The organism is Frateuria terrea (assembly GCF_900115705.1).
Lineage (GTDB): Bacteria > Pseudomonadota > Gammaproteobacteria > Xanthomonadales > Rhodanobacteraceae > Frateuria_A > Frateuria_A terrea.
Genome location: NZ_FOXL01000004.1, coordinates 69,634 through 90,884 on the forward strand (window position 1 = coordinate 69,634; position 21,251 = coordinate 90,884).

At 67.7% G+C, this 21,251-nt stretch carries 23 protein-coding genes and 1 tRNA gene; 18 read left to right on the top strand and 6 right to left on the bottom strand.

Annotation, left to right across the window (positions count from 1 at the left end):
* Positions 1–56: 56 nt before the first annotated feature.
* Positions 57–1,439, bottom strand: coding sequence for a sodium:proton antiporter NhaD (gene nhaD, locus BMZ38_RS06985; RefSeq protein ID WP_091335808.1), 1,383 nt, complete (start codon positions 1,437–1,439; stop codon positions 57–59).
* A 76-nt stretch (positions 1,440–1,515) separates the two neighbouring features.
* Positions 1,516–2,961, bottom strand: coding sequence for an MFS transporter (locus tag BMZ38_RS06990; protein WP_091335809.1), 1,446 nt, complete (start codon positions 2,959–2,961; stop codon positions 1,516–1,518).
* 205 nt (positions 2,962–3,166) lie between these two features.
* Between BMZ38_RS06990 and rnk the strand changes: the two genes are divergently transcribed.
* From rnk to BMZ38_RS07015, 6 genes are all read left to right on the top strand, one after another.
* Positions 3,167–3,574, top strand: a complete 408-nt coding sequence (rnk, locus tag BMZ38_RS06995; protein WP_091335811.1) for a nucleoside diphosphate kinase regulator — start codon at positions 3,167–3,169, stop codon at positions 3,572–3,574.
* Positions 3,575–3,660: 86 nt separating this feature from the next.
* Positions 3,661–6,045: an NAD-dependent DNA ligase LigA gene (gene ligA / locus BMZ38_RS07000; RefSeq protein ID WP_091335813.1), complete on the top strand. Its 2,385-nt coding sequence runs from the start codon at positions 3,661–3,663 to the stop codon at positions 6,043–6,045.
* Positions 6,042–6,434: a VOC family protein gene (locus tag BMZ38_RS07005; RefSeq protein WP_091335815.1), complete on the top strand. Its 393-nt coding sequence runs from the start codon at positions 6,042–6,044 to the stop codon at positions 6,432–6,434. Before ligA ends, BMZ38_RS07005 begins: the two co-directional genes overlap by 4 nt.
* Positions 6,431–7,390, top strand: a complete 960-nt coding sequence (epmA, locus tag BMZ38_RS07010) for an EF-P lysine aminoacylase EpmA (RefSeq protein ID WP_091335816.1) — start codon at positions 6,431–6,433, stop codon at positions 7,388–7,390. Before BMZ38_RS07005 ends, epmA begins: the two co-directional genes overlap by 4 nt.
* A 70-nt stretch (positions 7,391–7,460) precedes the next feature.
* Complete coding sequence (locus BMZ38_RS17735; RefSeq protein ID WP_175483724.1) at positions 7,461–7,625, top strand: LiaI-LiaF-like domain-containing protein; 165 nt, start codon at positions 7,461–7,463, stop codon at positions 7,623–7,625.
* 14 nt (positions 7,626–7,639) lie between these two features.
* A complete protein-coding gene (locus tag BMZ38_RS07015) occupies positions 7,640–8,941 on the top strand; it encodes an MFS transporter (RefSeq protein WP_217638737.1) in 1,302 nt (433 codons plus the stop codon).
* A 70-nt stretch (positions 8,942–9,011) separates the two neighbouring features.
* Here the strand turns inward: BMZ38_RS07015 and BMZ38_RS07020 are convergent, their stop codons facing one another.
* Both BMZ38_RS07020 and sbcB read right to left on the bottom strand, forming a co-directional pair.
* Complete coding sequence (locus tag BMZ38_RS07020; RefSeq protein ID WP_091335818.1) at positions 9,012–9,698, bottom strand: DUF2461 domain-containing protein; 687 nt, start codon at positions 9,696–9,698, stop codon at positions 9,012–9,014.
* Positions 9,699–9,755: 57 nt separating this feature from the next.
* The gene (gene sbcB / locus BMZ38_RS07025) at positions 9,756–11,198 is read right to left on the bottom strand and encodes an exodeoxyribonuclease I (RefSeq protein ID WP_091335820.1); all 1,443 of its coding nucleotides are present in this window, start codon (positions 11,196–11,198) and stop codon (positions 9,756–9,758) included.
* Positions 11,199–11,269: 71 nt separating this feature from the next.
* Between sbcB and orn the strand changes: the two genes are divergently transcribed.
* The 4 genes from orn to BMZ38_RS07045 are packed head-to-tail and all read left to right on the top strand — an operon-like array spanning position 11,270 to position 15,092.
* Positions 11,270–11,830: an oligoribonuclease gene (orn, locus tag BMZ38_RS07030; RefSeq protein WP_091335822.1), complete on the top strand. Its 561-nt coding sequence runs from the start codon at positions 11,270–11,272 to the stop codon at positions 11,828–11,830.
* 9 nt (positions 11,831–11,839) lie between these two features.
* A complete protein-coding gene (folP, locus tag BMZ38_RS07035) occupies positions 11,840–12,748 on the top strand; it encodes a dihydropteroate synthase (RefSeq protein WP_091335823.1) in 909 nt (302 codons plus the stop codon).
* Positions 12,749–12,795: 47 nt separating this feature from the next.
* Positions 12,796–14,163, top strand: a complete 1,368-nt coding sequence (gene glmM / locus BMZ38_RS07040) for a phosphoglucosamine mutase (protein ID WP_091335825.1) — start codon at positions 12,796–12,798, stop codon at positions 14,161–14,163.
* Positions 14,160–15,092 carry an isopenicillin N synthase family dioxygenase gene (locus BMZ38_RS07045; protein ID WP_091335827.1) on the top strand — a complete coding sequence of 311 codons (933 nt, stop codon included), beginning with the start codon at positions 14,160–14,162 and terminating at the stop codon, positions 15,090–15,092. Before glmM ends, BMZ38_RS07045 begins: the two co-directional genes overlap by 4 nt.
* A 92-nt stretch (positions 15,093–15,184) precedes the next feature.
* Here BMZ38_RS07045 and BMZ38_RS07050 read toward each other — a convergent pair whose 3' ends face one another.
* The gene (locus tag BMZ38_RS07050) at positions 15,185–15,859 is read right to left on the bottom strand and encodes a DUF6445 family protein (protein ID WP_091335829.1); all 675 of its coding nucleotides are present in this window, start codon (positions 15,857–15,859) and stop codon (positions 15,185–15,187) included.
* Between the two features lie 55 nt (positions 15,860–15,914).
* Positions 15,915–16,721: an SDR family NAD(P)-dependent oxidoreductase gene (locus BMZ38_RS07055; RefSeq protein ID WP_091335830.1), complete on the bottom strand. Its 807-nt coding sequence runs from the start codon at positions 16,719–16,721 to the stop codon at positions 15,915–15,917.
* A gap of 119 nt (positions 16,722–16,840) precedes the next feature.
* Between BMZ38_RS07055 and tpiA the strand changes: the two genes are divergently transcribed.
* The 8 genes from tpiA to BMZ38_RS07090 all read left to right on the top strand — a co-directional run bounded on the left by tpiA (position 16,841) and on the right by BMZ38_RS07090 (position 21,164).
* Positions 16,841–17,590, top strand: a complete 750-nt coding sequence (gene tpiA / locus BMZ38_RS07060; protein ID WP_091335832.1) for a triose-phosphate isomerase — start codon at positions 16,841–16,843, stop codon at positions 17,588–17,590.
* A gap of 22 nt (positions 17,591–17,612) precedes the next feature.
* Complete coding sequence (gene secG, locus BMZ38_RS07065) at positions 17,613–18,044, top strand: preprotein translocase subunit SecG (RefSeq protein ID WP_091335834.1); 432 nt, start codon at positions 17,613–17,615, stop codon at positions 18,042–18,044.
* Positions 18,045–18,058: 14 nt separating this feature from the next.
* Positions 18,059–18,143: transfer RNA gene (locus BMZ38_RS07070), tRNA-Leu, on the top strand.
* A gap of 177 nt (positions 18,144–18,320) precedes the next feature.
* Positions 18,321–19,544, top strand: a complete 1,224-nt coding sequence (locus BMZ38_RS07075; protein WP_091335836.1) for a tyrosine-type recombinase/integrase — start codon at positions 18,321–18,323, stop codon at positions 19,542–19,544.
* A 115-nt stretch (positions 19,545–19,659) separates the two neighbouring features.
* Positions 19,660–19,992 carry a hypothetical protein gene (locus tag BMZ38_RS07080; RefSeq protein ID WP_091335838.1) on the top strand — a complete coding sequence of 111 codons (333 nt, stop codon included), beginning with the start codon at positions 19,660–19,662 and terminating at the stop codon, positions 19,990–19,992.
* Positions 19,989–20,147 (top strand): hypothetical protein, encoded by a 159-nt coding sequence (locus BMZ38_RS17740; protein WP_175483723.1) that lies wholly within the window; start codon positions 19,989–19,991, stop codon positions 20,145–20,147. The genes BMZ38_RS07080 and BMZ38_RS17740 overlap by 4 nt, the downstream gene beginning before the upstream one ends.
* A complete protein-coding gene (locus tag BMZ38_RS07085; protein WP_091335840.1) occupies positions 20,144–20,365 on the top strand; it encodes a helix-turn-helix transcriptional regulator in 222 nt (73 codons plus the stop codon). Before BMZ38_RS17740 ends, BMZ38_RS07085 begins: the two co-directional genes overlap by 4 nt.
* A gap of 181 nt (positions 20,366–20,546) precedes the next feature.
* Positions 20,547–21,164: a hypothetical protein gene (locus BMZ38_RS07090; RefSeq protein WP_175484747.1), complete on the top strand. Its 618-nt coding sequence runs from the start codon at positions 20,547–20,549 to the stop codon at positions 21,162–21,164.
* The last annotated feature ends 87 nt before the right edge of the window (positions 21,165–21,251 follow it).

The window sequence follows — 21,251 nt, forward strand, 5'->3', positions numbered from 1 at the left end:
GGTTGTGCGCGAGCGGCCTCCGGTCTGCGCCAGCGCAGCGGGAGGCCCAGGATCCCTCAGTTGCCGTTGAGGGCCAGGTGCAGGGCGATGCTCGCCAGGTAGCCCAGCGCGATCGCCCAGCTCCAGCGCAGGTGCCGCATGAAGGTATAGCGCCCGCCGGAGGCACCCATCAGCGCCACGCCGGCGGCCGAGCCAACCGAAAGCAGGCTGCCGCCGACGCCGGCCGTGAGCGTGACCAGCAGCCATTGCGACGGGTCCATCGGCGGATTCATCTGCAGCACCGCGTACATGATCGGGATGTTGTCGATCACCGCCGAAAGCACGCCCATGGCGGTGTTGGCGATCGTCGGGCCGAGCGCACCGTAGAACGTATGCGAGGCAAGCTCCAGGTAACCCAGCGCGGCCAGCCCGCCGACGCAGCCGAACACGCCATAGAAGAACAGCAGCGTGTCCCACTCCGCGTTGGCGATGATGCGGAAGATCGAATACGGCTCCTGTTCGACACCCTGCGCCAGCGCATAGCGGCGCTGGCTGCGGTCGATGCGCGTGGCCAGCAGGTTGAGCAATGCCAGGCCGGTGAGCATGCCGTACGCGGCCGGCATGCCCAGCCATTGCTTGCCGACCACGGTGATCGCGATGGTCAGCGCGAAGGTCAGGCAGATGCCGATGCCGCCGGGCCTGACGCGCACCTTGCCGGGAATCGATTCGGGCGCTCCCTTCGGCAGCGCGAAATGCATCGCGACGGCCGGCACCAGCCAGTTCGCCAGTGCCGGCATGAACAGGCGGAAGAAGTCGAAGAACCCGGCCTTGTGTGCCTGCCACACCATCAGCGTGGTGATGTCGCCGAACGCGCTCCACGCACCGCCGGCATTGGCCGCCACCACCAGGTTGATCAGTGCCAGCGTGGCGAAGCGAGGCTGCCCGCCGCCCACCGCCATCACCACCGCCGACATCACCAGCGCCGTGGTGAGGTTGTCCAGCACCGGCGAGATGCAGAAGGCAAGGGTGCCGGTGATCCAGAACAGCGCCCGGTAGCCCAGCCGGCGCTGCGTGAGCTGCGCACGCAACGCTTCGAAGACGTTGCGTTCGGCCATCGCGGTGACGTACGTCATCGCCACGACCAGGAAGAAAAAGATCTCCGAGTATTCGAGGAACATTGCCTGGAACGCATCGCTCGCGGCGGCGGATCCGCCGCTGCCGCCGCGGGTCTGCCACGCGATCAGGCCCCAGATCAGCGCGGCGGCAAGCATCACCGGCTTGGACTTGGCGATCCGGATGCGTTCCTCCAGCACCACCGCGACGTAGGCGAGCACGAACAGGGCCAGTGCCAGGGTGCCGACCGGGTGGCCGGTCAGACGGAAGTTCGTGCCGGCCTCGGCTGCAGCGGCCGAGGCCGGAAAGCCGCACGCCAGGGCGGCAAGTAGGAGGAACGAACGCATCGATGGCTTCCCGGGGAACGCCCGCCAAGCCTATCAGCCAGGCGCCCGTGCGCTGCCCATTCCGGCAGTGCCAGGATCAGGCCGCGGCCTCCTGCCGCACCGGCCGGTCGACCTTGAGCCGGCCGAACACGCGGCTGGCCGAGGCGGTGATCGCCGCCAGGATCAGCACGGTCCAGCGGAACGCGGCCACGTAGTCCGAATGCGCGTGGCCCTGCAGCAGCGATTCCATCAACAGTGTCGCCAGCGCGATGCCGAAACTCATCGACAGGTATTGCGCGGTGGAGGCCATCGAGGAGGCCATCGAGGCGTGCTTGATGTCCAGGTCGTGGTAGACCAGCGTGTTCATCGCAGTGTATTGGAGGCCGGCGAAGCTGCCGTAGAGGAACACCATCACCGCGATCAGCCACATCGGCGTATGCCGCCCGAAGGCGGCGAAAGAGGCCAGCAGCACGGCCACGATCAGCGTGTTGGAGATCAGCAGCCGGCGATAGCCCAGCCACGCCAGCACGCGGTTGATCAGCCACTTGGCGCTGATCGAGCCCAGCGCCTGCGGCACCATCATCAGGCCGGCCAGCAGCGGCGACCAGCCGCAGCCGACCTGCAGGAACAGCACCAGCAACAGGAACATGCCGGAGATGCCCAGTCGGGTGAACAGGTTGCCGGCCAGCGCCACCCACACGCTGCGGACCTTCAGCAGCGAGAGGTCGGCCACCGGGAACGCGGTGCGCCGGCTGTGCCAGACGTAGATCACGCCGACCAGCAGCGCCAGCGCGGTGCACTCGCCGATGCGCCCCCACGCCACGTGCTCGGCGCCGACCAGTTCCGAGGCGGTCAGCAGCAGCGCCGAGGCGGCGCCGAACAGCAGGAAGCCAAGCAGATCGAAGCGGTTGGCGTGCCGCATCCGGTAGTCGGGCATGTCCTGCCTGTTCATCCACATCCCGGCGATGCCCACCGGCACGTTGATCAGAAAGATCAGCCGCCACGAGGTGAATTCCACTAGCGCGCCGCCCATCAGCGGCCCCAGCACCGAGCCGAGCAAGCCGAACGTCGCGACCGTGCTCATCACCGCCACGAACTCGCGCTTGGCGATGCTGCGCACCAGTACGTAGCGGCCGACCGGCATCAGCGCCGCGCCGCCGACACCCTGCAGCACGCGTGCGGCGACCAGCTGCGGCAGCGTCTGCGAGATGCCGCAGAACAGCGAGCCCAGGCCGAAAACGGCGATCGCCGCGCCGAACACCCGCCGCGTGCCGAAACGGTCGCACAGCCACGGGCTGGCCGGAATCAGGATCGCCAGGGTCAGCACATAGCTGGTCAGCGCGCTGCGCATGCCCAGCGGGGTGACGCCCAGCGCGCCGGCCATGGCCGGCACGGCGGTGTTGACGATGGTCGAGTCCAGCGCCTGCATGAAGAACGCCGCCGAGACCAGCCAGATCAGCCCGCGGAAGCGTTCGCGCGAGGGCGCGTCCGCCGGCGCTGCCACATCGAGGGCAGGGGCGGGCGTGACGGTATCGTTCGGCATGGGCGCGCATGATAAGCGCCGCATTGCCCTAGGTGTGTCGAGGAGCGTATGGCGCGCGTGCCCCGCTTCTGTCCAGGACGCTTGCCTTTTCATCCGGACGCCGCCAGATCCGTCTGGAGCCTTCGCTTCGCTTTCGGCAAAGGCATCCGCTCCCCGAGCAAGCGCGCGCCGGCATGTCCGGCGCCTTTCCCATGGAGAAAAACCAATGAGCCGGCCCACCATCGTCTTGTCCCGCCTGGATGTGGAACGCATCGAGAACCTGCTCGACCGCCTCCCCGCCACGGAGGCCCGGCAGCACGCGCCGCTGCGCTCGGAACTGGAACGGGCGGAAGTGCGCGAGCCCAATGACATGCCGGCCGACGTGGTCACCATGAATTCCACCGTCACCTTCGGCGAGGAAGGCACCGGCGAGCGGACCACCCTTTCGCTGGTCTACCCAGGCGCGGCCGGCAAGCCCGGCACCGTGTCGATCCTGGCTCCGGTCGGCAGCGCCCTGCTGGGGCTCGCCTGCAGCCAGGAAATCGACTGGCCGATGCCCGGCGGCCAGCCCCGCCGCCTGCGGGTGGTGGAGATCAACTACCAGCCGGAGGCCGCGGGCGACCTGCACCGCTGAGCGCCTGCCCAGGCGCTCCCGTGCACGACGGCCCGACGCCCGTCGGCAGGATGCGAGGCTAAACTTGCGGTGATGAGGACGCCCGCATGAACCCGACCCACGCATCCCCCCACGAGCGCGCCGCCGATCTGCGCGAGCGTATCGAGCAGGCCAATTACCGTTACCACGTACTCGACGATCCGGACATCACCGACGCCGAATACGACCGACTGATGCGGGAACTGGAGTCGCTTGAGGACGCACACCCGGAACTGGCCGGCCCCGATTCGCCTACCCGCCGCGTGGGCGCACGCGCGCAGGGCGGCTTCGCCGAAGTGCGTCACGCGCTGCCGATGCTTTCGCTGGGCAACGCCTTCGAACAGGACGGGGAAAACGAGCGCGAATGCTTCCGCGAGATCGTCGAGTTCGAGCGGCGGGTGGAACAGACGCTGGACCGGCGCCAGCCGGTGTTCTCGGTGGAACCCAAGCTGGATGGCCTGGCGATCAGCCTGCGCTACGAGCAGGGCGTGTTCGTGCAGGGCGCCACGCGCGGCGACGGCGAAACCGGCGAGGACGTCACCGCCAACCTGCGCACGGTGAGGGCGATCCCGCTCAGGCTTCGCGGCACCGGCTGGCCGGACGTGCTGGAGGTGCGCGGCGAGGTGATCATGCTGCGCAGGGACTTCGAAACGTTCAACGAGTACGCCCGCACCCACGGCGAGAAGCCACTGGCCAATCCGCGCAACGGTGCGGCCGGTTCGCTGCGCCAGCTCGATCCGGCGGTCACCGCCAAGCGACGGCTGAGTTTCTTTGCCTATGCGGTGGGCGTGGTGGAGGGCGGCGAGCTGCCCGCGACGCACTCGCAGACGCTGGCGAAACTGCGCAAATGGGGCTTCCCGGTGTCGCCCGAGGCGGACGTGGCGCGCGGTTTCGAGGGCCTGATTGCCTACTACAAGCGCATCGGCGCCAAGCGCAACGAACTGCCATACGACATCGATGGCGTGGTCTACAAGCTGGACGACTACGAAGGCCAGCGCGAGATGGGGTTCGTCTCGCGCGCGCCGCGCTGGGCCATCGCGCACAAGTTCCCGGCGCAGGAGCAGAGCACGCAGGTCGAGGCGATCGAGATCCAGATCGGCCGCACCGGTGCCGCCACCCCGGTGGCCCGCCTCACGCCGGTGCAGGTGGGCGGCGTCACCGTCACCAACGCGACCCTGCACAACGCCGACCAGATCGCGCGACTGGACGTGCGCGTGGGCGATACGGTGATCGTGCGGCGCGCGGGCGACGTCATCCCCGAGGTCGTGCGCGTGCAGGCCGAACGGCGCCCGCACGGCACGCACCCGTGGACGATGCCGGCGCATTGCCCGGTATGCGGCTCGGCGCTGATGCGGGAGGAGGGCGAGGCGGCCTGGCGCTGCAGCGGTGGACTGGTCTGCGCGGCGCAACGCAAGGAGGCGCTGATCCATTTCGCCTCGCGCCGCGCGATGGACATCGAGGGCCTGGGCATCCGCATGGTCGATGCGCTGGTGGAACTGGACATGGTGCGCACGCCGGCCGACATCTATGCCCTGACGGTCGAGCGCCTGGTGGCCATGAAACAGGCCATCGACGAACGCGAAGGCACCACGCCGGAAACGGTCAAGGCCGGCAAGATCGCCACCAAGTGGGCGGAAAACCTGGTCGAGGGCATCGACGCCAGCCGGCGCACCACGCTGCCGCGCTTCCTGTTCGCGCTGGGCATCATGCACATCGGCGAAAGCACGGCGCGCACGCTGGCCACCTGGCTGGGCAGCCTGGACATCGTCCGCGGCATGCCGGCCGCCGTGCTGCGGGTGTTGCCGGACATCGGCGAGGAGGTCGCCTCGTCCATCGCCGGCTTCTTCGCGCAGGAGGGCAACCAGCGCGTGGTGGATGCCCTGCTGGCCGCCGGCATCACCTTCACCGACGAGGCGCCGCCATCACCGCGCCTGCGCGAGAGGCTGGACCTGGCGGTACTGCTCGACTACGCGAACGTGCGCGACCTGGGTCCCAAGCGGACGCGCCAGCTGGTGGAACATTTCCCCACGCTGGATCGCCTCATCGATGCCGGCCCCGCGCGCTGGATCACCGCCGGCCTGCCGCAGGCTGCAGCCGCCAACCTGGAAGCCTTCCTTGCCGACGAAGCGAACGCCACACCGCTGCGCGAAGCCGAGACCGCGATCGGGCGCCTGCTCGCCGCCATGCCGCAGGTCGAAGCGGGCGCCGCCCCGCTGGAAGGCCAGACGGTGGTGCTCACCGGTACGCTGCCCACGCTGAGCCGCGACGAAGCCAAGCAGCGGCTCGAAGCGCTGGGCGCCAAGGTGGCAGGCTCGGTGTCGAAGAAGACTACGTTCGTGGTGGCCGGCGAGGCCGCCGGATCCAAGCTGGACAAAGCGCAGGAACTGGGCGTACCGGTCTGGGACGAGCCGCAGCTGCTGGCCCTGCTGGCCGAACACGGAGCGGCACCGTGAAGCCGCCGGTCCTGCGGGTCGCCCGGGCTTGCCGTGACGTCCAGGTGGTGGGCGGGCAGTATGTTCGTGCGCTGGGCTTCCAGGTGCTTTCCGAGTGGCGCGACCATGCCGGCTTCGACGGCATCATCCTCGGCCAACCGCAAGGTCCCTACCACCTCGAGTTCATCCACGACCGCAAGGGCGAGCCGCCTCCGGTGCCGCACGAGGAGCAATTGCTGGTGTTCTATGTGGACGAGCACGACGACTGGAGTCGCCGGTGCGAGATGATGCTCGCCGCCGGTTTCACCGTCGTGCGCAACGGCAACCCGTTCTGGGAGACCCATGGACGGACTTTCACCGATGCCGAAGGCGGCCGCGTGGTCCTGCATCGGGGCGCCTGGCACCGATGAGCCAGCCTGGCCTGCCGGCATCGCTGCGCTTGCGCGCGAACCTCTATCGCCTGCTCCGCGGCTTCCTCGCCGAGCGGCAGGTGCTGGAGGTTGAAACGCCGATCCTTTCCGCCGCCGGCAACACCGACCCGAACATCGAAAGCTTCACCACCATCTTCAGCGGCCACGTCGATGCCGGTGTCCGCGAGCGCTGGATGCGTACCTCGCCGGAATATCCGCTCAAGCGCCTGCTCGCCGCCGGCGTGGGTGACTGCTACGAGTTGGGCCGCGTATTTCGCAATGGCGAAGCGGGCGGGCGGCACAACCCCGAATTCACCATGCTCGAGTGGTACCGGGTCGGCTTGGACCACCGCGAACTGGCAGGGGAGGTCGTGGCGCTGGTGCAGGCAGCGCTGGCGCTGGTCGATCGCCAGGCCGAGGTGCGGGTGGCGAGCTACCGCGGCCTGTTCCTCGATGCGCTGGGTATCGATCCGCTGACCGCACCGCTCGAGGTGCTGCAGCAGCCACTGGCCGCGTCGAACATCGACCCGCAAGGCCTGACCCGCGACGACTGGCTGGACCTGCTCCTCACCCATCGCCTGCAGCCGACGTTCCCGCGCGACCGGATCACGGTGGTCCACGACTATCCGGCCAGCCAGTGCGCGCTGGCCAGGATCCGGCACGAGGATCCGCCGGTCGCCGAACGTTTCGAGCTGTATCTCGGCCCCCACGAACTGGCCAACGGTTACCACGAGCTCAACGACGCCGCCGAGCAGCGCGTGCGCTTCGAGCGTGACAACGGCACGCGCCGGGCCCGCGGCCTGCGCGAGGTGCCGATCGACGAGCGGCTGCTGGCGGTGCTTGACGCCATGCCGGACTGCGCGGGCGTGGCGCTGGGCGTGGAACGCCTGCTGATGTGCCTGGCCGGCACCGACGCGATCGCCGACGTGCTGGCGTTTCCCTTTGCCCAGGCGTGAGGGCGGGTCGTTGACGGACGGCCCCGGGCTTGCGCACAGTGGCCACTTCCATGCCCTCCGGAACGAACCGATGCGCCCCAGCGTGCCCGGCATCCTGCTTATCGTCATTGGCGTGCTCTTCCTGCTCCGCAATTTCGGATTCGACCTGCACCTGAGCGAGCTGTTTGCGACCTGGTGGCCGCTGGTGCTGGTTGCCCTGGGTGCGGGCATGTTGCTCAAACCCAGGCGTTCCTGAGAGCGGGGGCGGCAATGAACGCATCGACGATGCCCATGGCGGCCGACCGCCCGTTGGACGGCTCCGACCTGCGCACCCTGGCGCTGGCCGCGCTCGGTGGCGCGCTGGAGTTCTACGATTTCGTGGTGTTCGTGTTCTTCGCCATTCCGCTCAGCCAGCTGTTCTTTCCGCACGAGAGCGTGCCGTGGCTGGCACAGGTGAAGGTGTACGGCATCTTCGCCGCCGGGTACCTCGCGCGGCCGCTGGGCGGCATCGTGATGGCGCATTACGGCGACAAGCTCGGGCGCAAGCGGATGTTCACCCTGAGCGTGTTCCTGATGGCGCTGCCGACGCTGGGCATCGGCTTGCTGCCGGTTTATGCCCAGGTGGGGATGCTGGCGCCGCTGCTGCTGTTGCTGTTGCGGGTGGTGCAGGGCATCGCGGTGGGTGGCGAGGTGCCGGGGGCGTGGGTGTTCGTGGCCGAGCACGTACCGCCGCGGCGGATCGGCATTGCCTGTGCCAGCCTGACCTCCGGGCTCACCGTGGGCATCCTGCTCGGCTCGCTGTTGGCGGCCGGTATCAACCGTTCGCTCTCGCCCCAGGCGCTGCTGGACTACGGCTGGCGGCTGCCGTTCCTGATCGGTGGCGTGTTCGGCTTCCTGGCGGTCTGGCTGCGCCGCTGGCTCAGCGAAACGCCGGTGTTCGAGGCGATGCATGCGCGGCGCGAACTGGTCGCCGGGCTGCCGCTGGCGCAGGTGGCGGCAAGGCACCGGCCGGCAGTGCTGTTGTCCGTGCTGGTGACCTGGATGCTCACCGCGGCGATCGTCGTGCTGATCCTGATGACGCCCGCGCTGGTGCAATCGACGTTCCATGTCGCACCGAAACGGGCGTTCCTCGGCAGCAACGTGGCCTCGTTCACGCTGGCCGTGGGTTGCCTGGCCTACGGGGCCTTGTCCGACCGGATCGGTCCGGCGCGGACCTTGCTGTTCGGCGCGGCGGGACTGCTTGCGGCCGGGTACGCGCTGTACCTGAACCTGGCCGGCGGCGGCGCGCATTTCGTCGCGCTTTATGCGTTGACCGGCTTTGCCGTGGGCGTGACCGGTGTGGTGCCGGTGCTGATGGTGCTGGCGTTCCCACCGGCCGTGCGGTTTTCCGGCTTGTCGGCTTCGTACAACCTGGCCTACGCGCTGTTCGGCGGACTGACGCCGCCCCTGATCGGGCTGCTGGTGGGGCGTTTCGGCGCACTGGCGCCTGCGCACTACGTCGGGGCGACCGCGCTGATGGGGATGGCGGTGGCGCTGGTACTGCTCCGGCGCCAGCGAGCGCAAGCCGCGTAGGGCGGGCTTCAGCCGCCGGTTGGAGTGGTGGCAGTGGGCTGAGGCCCACCCTGCGGCGGTCTCGGCCTGGCTAGAACTCCAGCTCTTGCGCGGCGCAGAGGTAGTCGATCATTGGCGCCACGCACCGGAAGCTTTCGATCGCCCAGGGCAACAGCTCGGATGAGCAGGCGAAGTCGTCGCCGAAGTTCTCGCCGGCGGCGAAGTCCTTGCGCTTTAGATCCTCGATCAGCTCGTGCTGCGGATCGAAGCCGCGCGGCGGCCGGCTCAGCGACTCTCCCCAGAAGCTCATCCGCCCGCTGAAGACCTTGCCCCGGGTGGCGCGCTTCCAGGCTTCCGGGTTGTCGGCGAGGAAGCCGCGGATGTTTTTCAGCGTGTCCGGCTCCGGATGCCACATACCGCCGCCGGCGAAGCAGTCGCCCGGCTCGATGTGCAGGTAGAAGGACGGCGCCGGGATTTCATGCCGGCGCGCGTGGAAGAACCGCGAGCCCTGCCAGGTCTTGTAGGGCAGCTTGTTGTTGGAGAAGCGCGTGTCGCGGTGGATGCGGAACAGCGAGCCGCCGTTCCTGCGAGCGTCGGCACGGTAGTGCGGGCTGAGCTTCGCCAGTGGCGCGGCCATGTCGGCGATCAGCGCCAGGAACGGTTCGCGCACGTGGCGCTCGTAGTCGGCCTTGTGCGCGGCGAACCACTCGCGGCTGTTGTTGCGGCCTAGCGAGCGCAGGAAACGAAAGGTGGCGGGAGTGAAGTAGGCGTTGGGCATTCGCCCATTATCGGCGATTACAGGATTCGGGGGCCTGCCAAAAGCAGGCGCCTAACCCTAGCCCGGCGCGAGAACCGGCGAGGGCGCCAGCTCATGGCCCCAGGCCTCGAGCTGGTCGAGCAACGCGGTTTTCTCCGGTCGCTCCTGCCGGAGGGCAGCGATGCGTGCGAAGTAATCGTCCAGCGTGCGCGCCGTGAGCGGGGTGGGGCGGGTCAGGCGCGCCTGGCGGAAGGCGTCCCAGCGGGCCTGCTCGTCGGTGTCCAATGACTGCGGCCAGTTGCGGGCGCGGTAGCGGAACAGCAGTTCCGGATAGCGCGGGTCGCGGAAGGGAAAGCTCCGTTGCCCCAACTGCTCCGGCGGCGTGGCGCGGACCTCGGCCAGCAGGCGCTTGTCGGCATCCGGCAGGAAACCGCCATAGAGGGCGAGCTCCGGATCGTCCGGCGACGCCACCTCGGCGGCACGGGCGAACACGCGGCGCAGCTTGTCCGCCAGATCCTCCGCGGCACGCAGCAGGGCGTGGTGGCGCAGGCAACGATCCAGGTCGAGCTTGAGCCGGTTGTGGTCCACGTCGCGCAGCACGGACAGCGGCGCCAGTGCGGGTGCCCGATTGGCTCGCACGGTACGCAGCGGGATGCGCTCGATCCCCTCGGGCAGATCCGCCCGCGCAGTGAAAATGCGGTCGGCGATGTCGTCCTCGTCCAGCTCGAGCCAGGTCGCCGGATCGGTATCCAGGTCGTAGACGATCACTTCGCCGGCGCGCGACGGATGAGGCGCCAGCGGGGCGATCACTGCCAGGCAATGCCGGCTGGCCGGGTAGCGCGAGGACACGTGCACCATCGGCGTCATGCCGGCCACGTCGAGCAGGCCGAACACCTTCTGCTTGCGGCGCAGCTCGAAATGCCAGTCCCAAAGCCGTGGCTGGCGCACACGGATCAACCGCGCCAGGTCGATCAACGCGAACACGTCCGACAGCGCGTCGTGTGCGCGCTCCTGCCTGAGACGGTTGGCTGCGGCCAGGTGTTCGAGTTTGAAGCTGGGCGTGCCGTCCTCGCGCATCGGCCAGACGATGCCCTCGGGCCGCAGTGCCTGGCACATGCGCACCAGGTCGATCAGGTCCCAGCGCGAATTGCCGTTCTCCCATTCGCGCCCGTACGGCTCGAAGAAGTTGCGGTACAGCAGTTGCCGGGTGAACTCGTCGTCGAAGCGCAGCGAGTTGTAGCCCACGCCGCAGGTACCGGGCGCGGCCAGCTGCTCGTGTACGCGGGCGGCGAATTCGGCTTCGGACACACCCTCGCGCTCGGCCTGTTGCGGCGTGATGCCGGTGATCAGGCAGGCGTCCGGGTCCGGCGCGATGTCGCGCGGCGGACGCGCGAAGAACATCACCGGCTCGCCGACGATCTCCAAGTCCGCGGTGGTGCGGATGCCCGCGAACTGCGACGGCCGGTCGCGGCGCGTGTCCGCGCCGAAGGTCTCGTAGTCATGCCAGAGAAAAGTCTGCATGGGTCGATCATCGCATGGCCGGCGGCCGCGGGCGGGCGCCTGCGCTAGACTGCGCGCTCCAAGGAGGATGCATGAGCCACGCGAACGACGACAATCTGATCTGGATCGATCTGGAGATGACCGGTCTGGATACGGACAACGATTCCATCCTCGAGATCGCCACCATCGTGACCGACAGGGATCTGAACGTGCTGGCCGAAGGGCCGGTCTTCGCGATCCGCCACGAGATCGACCGGCTGGAAGCGATGGACAGCTGGAACCGCAACCAGCACAGCAAGTCGGGCCTGTGGCAGCAAGTGCTCGATTCGACCACCGACCACGCCCAGGCCGAGCAGGCCACGCTGGGATTCCTGAAGACCTGGGCGCCGGCCGGCAAGTCGCCGATGTGCGGCAATTCCATCTGCCAGGACAGGCGTTTCCTGCACCGGCAGATGCCGCGGCTGGAACGGCATTTCCACTATCGCAACCTGGACGTGTCCACGCTCAAGGAGCTTTCGCGGCGCTGGTCGCCGGCGATCGCACGCGGCCTCAGCAAGGAATCGGCGCATACGGCGCTTTCCGATATCCGCGATTCGATCGACGAACTGCGCTACTACCGCCTGCACATGGGCGCACTGGGCGGGCAGGACTAAGGATTGCCGATGTTCGAGGATCCCTTCGCCACCGTGCTCGATTGCGCCGGCCGCCGGTTGGTGCTCGACCGCCCGCGCGTGGTCGGGATCCTCAACGTGACGCCCGATTCGTTTTCCGACGGCGGCGCTTTCGCCGATGCCGGCGTTGCCGTGGCGCACGGCCTGACAATGGCGGAGCAGGGCGCCGACATGCTCGACGTGGGCGGCGAGTCGACCCGACCCGGCGCCTCCGAGGTGCCGGTGGAAGAAGAACTGCGCCGCGTGATCCCGGTGGTCGAACAGCTGGCCGCGCGCACGATGCTGCCGATCGCCGTCGACACGTCCAAGCCGGAGGTGATGCGGGCCGCGGTCGCCGCCGGCGCCGGCATGGTGAACGACGTCTACGCGTTGCGCCGCGAAGGTGCGCTGGAGGCCGTCGCCGAGCTGTGTGTGCCGGTGTGCCTCATGCACATGCAGGGCGAGCCACGCAGCATGCAGGAACAGCCGTGCTACGACGACGTGGTCGGCGAGGTTCACCGTTTCCTCGCCGACCGCCTGTTCGCCTGCGAACTGAGCGGCATCGACAAGCGCCGAGTGCTGGTCGACCCCGGTTTCGGCTTCGGCAAGACGCTGGAACACAACCTGGCGCTGCTGCGCGCGCTGGAGCGCTTTGCCGACCTGGGCGCGGGCCTCTACGTAGGGCTCTCGCGCAAGTCGATGATCGGCACGCTGACCGGCCGCCCGGCCGGCGAAGCGCGCGCCGCCGGATCCGCTGCCGCGGCGCTGATCGCCGTACAGCGGGGCGCGCGCATGGTCCGCGTGCACGATGTCGCCGCCACCGTCGATGCGCTGGCAGTGTGGCGCGCAGTACGCGAAGGCGACGTGGCGCCTCGTCGTGACACGCGTCCGCCGGCTCCACGCTGGCCCGACGAAGACTGAGCTACACAGGTGGTGCCCGCCCCGTGGCGTCACCGCAAGGATCGATGATGAGCACACGCAAATACTTCGGCACTGATGGTATCCGCGGCCAGGTCGGGCAATGGCCGATCAGCGCCGATTTCATGCTGCGCCTGGGCCGCGCGGCCGGCGCGGTGCTGGCGCGCGACTCGCAACGCAAGCCGCTGGTGCTGATCGGCAAGGACACGCGCGTATCTGGCTACATGTTCGAATCGGCGCTGGAAGCCGGCCTGGTGGCCGCTGGCGTGGACGTGGGCCTGCTCGGTCCGATGCCCACGCCCGCCGTCGCCTTCCTGACGCGCTCGATGCGCGCGGCGGCCGGCATCGTGATCAGCGCCTCGCACAATCCGCATACCGACAACGGCATCAAGTTCTTCTCCGCGCAGGGCGAGAAATTCTCCGACGAGATCGAACAGGCGATCGAGGAGGAACTGGATGCCGAGTTCGTGACGGCCTCTTCGGAGCAGCTGGGCAAGGCCACCCGCGTGGCCGATGCGGTGGCCCGCTACGCCGAATACTGCAAGGCGACCGTGCCGGAAGAGTTCACCCTGCGCGGTACGAAGATCGTGCTCGACTGTGCGCATGGCGCGACCTACCAGGTGGCGCCCAAGGTGTTCGCCGAGCTCGGCGCGGACGTCATCGCCATCGGCGACCGCCCGGACGGCTTCAACATCAACCGCGAGGTGGGGTCGACCCATCCGCAGGCCTTGCAGCAGGCGGTGCTGGCACACAGGGCCGACATCGGCGTCGCGTTCGACGGCGACGGTGATCGGGTGATTCTGGTCGACCGCAACGGCACCATCGCCGACGGCGACGATATCCTCTACGTGCTCGCACGCAGCCTGTTCGCGCGCGGCTGCCTGCGCGGTCCGGTGGTCGGCACGCTGATGAGCAATTACGGCCTGGAGCAGGCACTGGCCGAACTGGAAGTGCCGCTGATCCGCGCCAACGTCGGCGACCGCTACGTGCTGCAGCAGCTCAAGGCCCATGGTGGCATGCTCGGCGGCGAAACTTCCGGCCACATCCTGTGCCTGGACCGCGCCACCACCGGCGACGGCATCATCGCCGCGCTGGCCGTGCTGGAGACGTTGTCCGCCTCCGGCCAGGATCTGGCGCTGGCCCGCCGGGGTCTGCAGAAGCTGCCGCAGGTGATGGTCAACGTGCGCGCCCAGGGGGCTCGTGAAGCGCTGGCCAGCAGCACCGTGCGCCACGCACTGACCGAGGTCGAACGCACATTGCAGGGCCGGGGGCGCGTGGTGTTGCGTGCCTCGGGCACCGAGCCGTTGGTGCGCGTCACCATCGAGGGTGCCGATGCGGGCGAAGTGCAGCAGTTGGCCGGCTGGCTGGCCGACGCCGTAAAATCCGCCGCGCATGTGCACATGACGGAAAATCCATGAAGCAAGTCCCCACGCTCGACATCCGCCGCTACGACACCGACCGCGACGCCTTCGTTGCCGAACTGGGCGCCGCCTATCGCCAGTTCGGCTTCTGCTGCATCAGCGGGCACGGCATCCCGCGCGAACTGATCGATGGTGCCTACCAGGCCTTCGAGCAGTTCTTCGCGCTGCCGGCCGAGACCAAGATGAAGTACCACGTGCCCGGCTCCGGCGGCGCGCGCGGCTACACCCCGTTCAAGGTGGAAACGGCCAAGGACAGCCGCTTCCCGGACCTCAAGGAGTTCTGGCACGTCGGCCGCGAGATTCCGCGCGACTCGAAGTTCGCCGACGTGATGCCACCCAACCTGTGGCCGGAGGAAGTGCCGCAGTTCAAGCCCTGCGGCTATGGCCTGTACGAGGCGCTGGACCAGCTCGGTACCCGCGTGCTGCGCGGGCTTGCTCTCCACATCGGCCTGCCCGAGCACTACTTCGGGGACAAGACCGACCAGGGCAACTCGATCCTGCGGCCGATCCACTACCCGCCGATCACCGAGGCGAACATTCCCAACGTGCGCGCCGGCGCCCACGAGGACATCAACTTCATCACCCTGCTGGTCGGCGCCAGCGCCGAGGGCCTGGAAGTACTGAGCGAGGGCCAGTGGCTGCCGATCACCACCGAGGGCGATGCGATCGTGGTGAACATCGGCGACATGCTGCAGCGCCTCACCAACCACGTGTATCCGTCGACCTCGCACCGCGTGGTCAATCCGCAGAACGAGAACGCGCGCAAGCCGCGCTATTCGGTGCCGTTCTTCCTGCATCCGAATCCCGACGTGGTGCTCGATCCGCTGCCGGAGTGCGTCACGCCGGACAATCCCAGCCGCTACGACACGTCGCTGACCTCGCATGAGTACCTGATGCAACGCCTGCGCGAGATCAAACTCATCTAGCGCGATCCGCTCCCTCTCCCATCCGGGGAGAGGGTCGGGGTGAGGGGGCTGGGGCTCGCCTTGAGCCTCGAAGGCTCCGGTTCGGCGGACGCCTACGCCATCCAGAAGAACACGGCCGTCATACGCTTGCTCGCCATGTCCTCCAGGCCCCAGTACGCGCTGGCGCTGTGGATGATGTTGGCCTTGTAGACCAGCAGGCGGTTGAACCGGTGTGCCACGCGCACGTCTTCGGCAAAGGCGTTCGGTTGCACGAAGCGATTGCCCAGGGCGTCGACGAGATTGCGATACGGCGGCGGCACCATGTTTCCGCCGAGCTGGCCGTTGGGCATGCGCTGGCGGAAGAAGCTGGTGCCGCAGCTGTCCGGCACCGTGGGGTTGAGGTACAGCACGGCCGCGTAACGGCAGAGGCTGAGCGAATCGGTGTGCGGTTTGACCGCTCCCTCGACCGCGCCCACCACCTGCACGCAGTTGTGGTTGAGTTTCTGCCCGGCCTCGGTTTCGGCCACCCACAGCTTCTTTGCGCCGGTGGCCTTGCGCACGTGCGCTTCGATACAGGCCAGTTCGTCGACCTGCAGTGCCGGCAGCGCGCGCATGCCCGGCCAGACTTCGCCGGTGGTAGGAAAGCCGTACTCCCAGTCGGTCTTCGCCAGGCAACGCTCGCGCACCGCGATGGCATCGGGCAGCGCGTCGTCGATCACCCAGTAGTCGCGTCCCTCGGTGGGTTTGCGGTAGGGCAGTGGGCGCATCTGGGTCGGGAACAGGCTCATGGCGGTCTCGCGGCGACAGGCCGGCCACGTTAGCGCAGTCGGGCGATGCCGGCGATCAATCGAGCTGGCGATAGCGTTTCGATTCGCGCGCCGACAACCATAAGGCAAGCCGGTCGGGGGCGAGCTTGGCCAACGCCTTGATCGCGCGGTTCACGCGCCCGGTGACATGCACCGCCTCGCCGCGTTCGACCGCCTCGATGCCCTCGCGCACCACTGCTTCCGCGTCCTGCCACATGAAGCGCGGCAGCTTGCCGACCAGCTCGCGGGTGCCCGTGACGTCGTGGAACTCCGACCAGGTAAAGCCGGGGCACAGCGCGCACACGTGCACGCCAAGATCCCGGTTCTCCAGCGCCAGCGATTGGGAGAACTTGATGAGAAAGGCCTTGCTGGCGGCATACAGCGTATGTCCTGCCGACCCCGGCACGTGGCCGGCCAGCGAGGCCACGTTGACGATGCGCCCGTAACCACGCTCACGCATGCCGGGCAACAGTCGCCAGGCCAGTTCGGTCGGTGCGGTGACCAGCACCTGGAGCGAATCCGCGTGGACCTGCCACTGGCTGGCCTCGAACGTGCCCGGCACGCCGTAGCCGGCGTTGTTGACCAGCCAGTCCACCGCCAACCGCTGCGCCTGCAGCTCGTCGGCCAGCCGGCGCGGGGACGCCGGATCGGCCAGGTCCGCAGGGATGACGTGCGCGCAGGCACCGTAGCGCTCGCGCAACTCCCCGGCCAGTGCATGCAGGCGCTCGGCACGGCGTGCGACCAGCACCAGGTCGTGACCACGCGCGGCCAGCTCCCGCGCGAAGGCAGCGCCGATCCCGGCCGAGGCGCCGGTCACCAGGCTGAGTGGGCGGTGGGCAGGCATGGGCACGTCCGTAAGGGCAGGGCGGGCCATGATGGCCGAGCCGCAGCACACCTGCCAGCAGCCGTTTGCCGGCCTGCGGGGCGGTCGCTATCCTTGCGGTTTTGACCGGGTGGCTTCGCATGCGCAGGAAACTCATCGCCGGCAACTGGAAAATGCATGGCAGCCGCTCGATGGCCGACGCGCTGGTCGGCGAAATTGCTGCGCAGCGTCCGCACGATGCCGACGTGCTGGTGTTCCCGCCGTTCCCTTATCTGGCTCCGCTCACCGCGCGCCACGGCGCCGGCGGCATCGGTTTCGGTGGCCAGGATGTGAGTGCACATCAGGGGCAGGGCGCCTACACCGGCGAGGTATCGGCAGCGATGCTGGCGGACGTGGGCGCGCAGTGGGCGCTGGTCGGCCACTCCGAGCGCCGCCAGTATCACCACGAAAGCGACGAACTGGTGGCGCTCAAGTTCGCCGCCGCCTGCGCGGCCGGCCTGACGCCGGTCCTTTGCATCGGTGAAACGCTGGAAGAACGCGATACAGGGCAGACCGAAACGGTGCTCGCCCGCCAGTTGGATGCCGTGCTCGCCATCTCCGGCATTGCGCCGTTCTACACCGCCGTGATCGCCTACGAACCGGTGTGGGCGATCGGCACCGGACGCACCGCCACGCCCGAACAGGCGCAGCAGGCGCACGCGTTCATTCGTAGCCAACTGGAAAGGGAAGATGTTATGATTGCCCGTCTGACCCGGCTGCTTTACGGCGGCAGCGTCAAGGCGGCGAATGCCGCGGCATTGTTCGCGCAGCCGGACGTGGATGGGGGCCTGATCGGCGGTGCTTCGCTCACCGCAGACGATTTCCTCGGCATCTGCGCCGCGGCGCACTGAAGCGCCTACGGATTCCTAAAGAATGTTTGTCATCTTCAGCGTGTTTTACATCCTGATCGCCGCGGCGATGATCGTGCTGATCCTGATGCAGCGCGGCGCCGGCGCCGACGCAGGCTCCGGTTTCGGCGGCGGCGCATCGGCAACGGTGTTCGGTGCGCGTGGTTCGGCCAGCTTTCTTACCCGCGCCACCGCAGTGCTCGCGGCGCTGTTCTTCGTGCTGAGCCTCGGCATGGGCATCTATCTCAGTCGCAACGGCGCGCCGCAGGCGACGCAGTCCGACCTCGGCGTGATGTCCGGTCTTGCCAACAAGCCCGCGCCCGCCCAGAATGCGCAGCCCGCGTCTCCGGCCGGCACCGATGTGCCGCAGGCGCCGGCCCGGGCGAACAGCGACGTGCCGGCCACTGGCGCTCCCGCGAAGTCCGATGTCCCCGCGCCGGCGGGCTCGACGAAGTAACACGCAACACACCTGCCCAGGTGGCGGAATTGGTAGACGCACTACCTTGAGGTGGTAGCGCCGAGAGGCGTGGGGGTTCGAGTCCCCCCTTGGGCACCAATCGAGGGTTTCAGAGAGTCCCACTGAGACCCGAAATACCAAAGAAACCCGCTATTTGGCGGGTTTTTTTGTGCCTTGACGTCTCATCCCGGCCCTTGCAAGCTCAATCGGGCAGGGGGTATATGTGGGGGTATCGGGGGTATTTGGACCCCGTAACCGGCCCGGATACCCCCAGCCATGCCCCTCTCGGACGTCGCAATCCGCAAGGCCAAACCCGACGCCAAACCGGTCAAGCTCGCTGACGGCGCCGGCGTGTACCTGCTGCTGAACCCCACCGGCTCCAAGCTCTGGCGCTGGAAATATCGCATCGCGGGCAAGGAGAAGCTGCTGGCGCTAGGCGCATACCCCGAAGTGTCCCTGGTCGACGCCCGCGACGCCTGCACAGACGCCCGTCGCCTGCTGGCCAAGGGAATCGATCCCAGCGCTGCGCGCAAGGAGGCCAAGCAGGCGAGGGCCGAGGCTGCAGCCGTCGCCGCGGACACCTTCGAGGCGGTCGCGCGGGAGTGGATGGAGCGCCAGGACGTGGCCGAGGTTACGGCCAACAAGACGCGATGGCTGATGGAGAGCTTCCTGTTCCCCGAGATCGGCTCTCGGCCGATCGCCGAGATCAGCCCGCGCGAGCTGCTGGTGGCGCTGCGCAAGATCGAGGAAAGCGGCAAGCTGGAAACCGCCCGGCGCGCGAAGATCAAGGCCGGGCAGGTGTTCCGCTATGCCGTGCTGGAAGGGAAGGCCGAAACCGATCCCACGGCCACCCTGCGCGGCGCGCTGAAGGCGCCGCGGAACCGCCACCATGCCGCGATCACGGATCCGGCCAGGATGGGGGAGCTTCTGCGCGCGATCGAAGGCTTCAGCGGCCAGCCGGCGACGCATGCGGCCCTGCGGCTCGCCCCGCTGGTGTTCGTCAGGCCAGGGGAGCTGCGGCAAGCCGAATGGGCGGAGATCGACCTGGAGGGCGGCATGTGGCGCATCCCGGCCGAGCGCATGAAGATGAAGGCCGCCCACTTGGTGCCGCTCTCAACGCAGGCGGTTGCCATCCTGCGGGACCTACACGCCTTCACCGGCTACGTGCGCTACGTCTTCCCGAGCCTGCGTACGGCCAGCCGCCCGATGAGCGAGAACACCGTGAATGCCGCGCTGCGCCGGCTGGGCTACTCGGGCGACGAGATGACGGGCCACGGCTTTCGCAGCATGGCGGCGACGCGGCTCAACGAGATGGGCTGGAATCCGGACGCGATCGAGCGCCAGCTCGCGCACGCCGAAAGCAACAAGGTGCGCGAGGCCTACACCCACGCTGCGCAGTACTTGGAGGAGCGCACGCGCATGATGCAGGCGTGGGCCGACTACCTGGACAACCTGCGCGCGGGTGGACAGGTTCTCGCCTTCAAGAGCAAGGCCGGCTGAGTCGCGCACGATGCGACGCCGGCATACAGAATCGGGATAGTCCCGAGTAGCGACGGAACCGGGTGCTCGTAACACCCGGTTCCGTCTTCCACAAACGTTCGACAGGTGAACGATCATGGCAGACGAAAGTGTAAAGGTAGTCCTGCACGCGAGCACCGATCACTACGGAGACATCAACCCATATGAGGCAACTTATGCTGCGCTGAGTGCCGCGTTGGGAGTCGGCACGATCATCTCCGACGTGACCACGGGTGAGGACGCCGGTCGTTGGGCGGACCACGTGGTGGACGATCTGCACACGGCGCAGCGGATCATTCTGCGTGCAGCCAAGTCGAGCCTCGAGGCTCTCTGGCTGGATAACTGGCGCGCGCATGCGCTCCTTGGGGAGTATGGCTCCGAAGCCAAAGCACGCGCCGAGGCTGGGAGGGAAGGGGAGGTTCAGTCATGACGGCGGGACGTGGGAAACCTCGTATCACGACCGCACGCGGCAAGGTGCTTTCATTCGTCCGCGTGAAGCGGTGGCTCGTTTCGCTGGGCGTCAACCTGGAGAACATCAATGACGCCGAACAGGCGCTTTTTGCCGCGTTCGACAAACTGGCATGACTACCTGTCTCTTGCGATTGCGGGAAGTTGAACGCCGCGTCGGCCTTGGCCGCACAGCCATCTATCAGCGCATCACTTCCGGCACGTTCCCGCGCCCGGTCAAACTGGGCACCAGCAGCCTGTGGGTGGATTCGGAGATAGAAGCCTGGGTATCTGAGCGCATTCGGGAGCGCGACCTGGTAGACGGCTGGCTCGCTGGGAAGGCTCTCAAGACATGAGCCTGTGCCTTTCCCGTAGCGAGATCTCAGAGCTGACGCGTGCCAGGACCAAGGCGCGTCAGCTCTCGTTCCTGCGGCGAACGGTGGCAGGCGTATGCGGGGTCGACCAAGAGGAGCGCCGGAGGGTGATGCAGGCGTGGGCGTACTACCTCGAGGGCCTCAAGCAATGAGCGGAAAGCCATTGAATCTTGCGCTGAAGGAAGGCTCTCTCACGTCAATGGAGCAGCCGTTCGGGGACGAACACTATGTTCTTCACCGAGCAAACCCTGCGTTCGACTTCTTCTGGCACACATGCCTGTCAATAACGGCCATGAGCATGGCCATTTCATCGCTGCATGGTGTGCCGGTGAACCCCGGCGACTATATCAATCTTTCATGCGTGGGTTTTGACTACACGATCCGGCTGCCGTCGCATAGTTCTGTCGACGACGTGCTGCATGGGAACCGCATTGCAGGCTTTGTTTTCACGCTCCACTGGGGAAGGGATCTCAACGCACAGGCTAACTGGCCAAGCGAGCTGAGGCGGTGGCTTGAGATGACGCTATGGCCTGGGTTCGTGCACCTGTACGAAATGCATTACTCGGCGATCCTGAAGAAGGGCGGAGAGGCCGGAGAACTGGCGCGTCTTCTGCGCGACGCATACGCGCATGGCGGAAAGGTAGCCAACGGGAGGAGCAAGCTAGAGGCGTCCTGGGAAGGCGTCACCATCCGAAAAGCGGATGATGGCGAAGACATTTCTAAGTTCGTCGGCGGCGCTGATCTGGCGCTGCTGGCACTCAAGTTGGCGAGCGTCATCTAGTGGTTTCGTTCTGCCACGGCTAGGCCGGCCAGCCGAAAGCGGGAGACCTTCACCCGTTGCCATGGCTCCCTATGAGGGGCAGCAAGG

What these genes read in the sequence shown, in the direction of transcription:
- nhaD (WP_091335808.1), bottom strand. Translation starts at nt 1,439, where the DNA reads ATGCGTTCGTTCCTCCTACTTGCCGCCCTGGCGTGCGGCTTTCCGGCC.
- BMZ38_RS06990 (WP_091335809.1), bottom strand. Translation starts at nt 2,961, where the DNA reads ATGCCGAACGATACCGTCACGCCCGCCCCTGCCCTCGATGTGGCAGCG.
- rnk (WP_091335811.1), top strand. Translation starts at nt 3,167, where the DNA reads ATGAGCCGGCCCACCATCGTCTTGTCCCGCCTGGATGTGGAACGCATC.
- ligA (WP_091335813.1), top strand. Translation starts at nt 3,661, where the DNA reads ATGAACCCGACCCACGCATCCCCCCACGAGCGCGCCGCCGATCTGCGC.
- epmA (WP_091335816.1), top strand. Translation starts at nt 6,431, where the DNA reads ATGAGCCAGCCTGGCCTGCCGGCATCGCTGCGCTTGCGCGCGAACCTC.
- BMZ38_RS17735 (WP_175483724.1), top strand. Translation starts at nt 7,461, where the DNA reads ATGCGCCCCAGCGTGCCCGGCATCCTGCTTATCGTCATTGGCGTGCTC.
- BMZ38_RS07015 (WP_217638737.1), top strand. Translation starts at nt 7,640, where the DNA reads ATGAACGCATCGACGATGCCCATGGCGGCCGACCGCCCGTTGGACGGC.
- BMZ38_RS07020 (WP_091335818.1), bottom strand. Translation starts at nt 9,698, where the DNA reads ATGCCCAACGCCTACTTCACTCCCGCCACCTTTCGTTTCCTGCGCTCG.
- sbcB (WP_091335820.1), bottom strand. Translation starts at nt 11,198, where the DNA reads ATGCAGACTTTTCTCTGGCATGACTACGAGACCTTCGGCGCGGACACG.
- orn (WP_091335822.1), top strand. Translation starts at nt 11,270, where the DNA reads ATGAGCCACGCGAACGACGACAATCTGATCTGGATCGATCTGGAGATG.
- folP (WP_091335823.1), top strand. Translation starts at nt 11,840, where the DNA reads ATGTTCGAGGATCCCTTCGCCACCGTGCTCGATTGCGCCGGCCGCCGG.
- glmM (WP_091335825.1), top strand. Translation starts at nt 12,796, where the DNA reads ATGAGCACACGCAAATACTTCGGCACTGATGGTATCCGCGGCCAGGTC.
- BMZ38_RS07045 (WP_091335827.1), top strand. Translation starts at nt 14,160, where the DNA reads ATGAAGCAAGTCCCCACGCTCGACATCCGCCGCTACGACACCGACCGC.
- BMZ38_RS07050 (WP_091335829.1), bottom strand. Translation starts at nt 15,859, where the DNA reads ATGAGCCTGTTCCCGACCCAGATGCGCCCACTGCCCTACCGCAAACCC.
- BMZ38_RS07055 (WP_091335830.1), bottom strand. Translation starts at nt 16,721, where the DNA reads ATGCCTGCCCACCGCCCACTCAGCCTGGTGACCGGCGCCTCGGCCGGG.
- tpiA (WP_091335832.1), top strand. Translation starts at nt 16,841, where the DNA reads ATGCGCAGGAAACTCATCGCCGGCAACTGGAAAATGCATGGCAGCCGC.
- secG (WP_091335834.1), top strand. Translation starts at nt 17,613, where the DNA reads ATGTTTGTCATCTTCAGCGTGTTTTACATCCTGATCGCCGCGGCGATG.
- BMZ38_RS07075 (WP_091335836.1), top strand. Translation starts at nt 18,321, where the DNA reads ATGCCCCTCTCGGACGTCGCAATCCGCAAGGCCAAACCCGACGCCAAA.
- BMZ38_RS07080 (WP_091335838.1), top strand. Translation starts at nt 19,660, where the DNA reads ATGGCAGACGAAAGTGTAAAGGTAGTCCTGCACGCGAGCACCGATCAC.
- BMZ38_RS17740 (WP_175483723.1), top strand. Translation starts at nt 19,989, where the DNA reads ATGACGGCGGGACGTGGGAAACCTCGTATCACGACCGCACGCGGCAAG.
- BMZ38_RS07085 (WP_091335840.1), top strand. Translation starts at nt 20,144, where the DNA reads ATGACTACCTGTCTCTTGCGATTGCGGGAAGTTGAACGCCGCGTCGGC.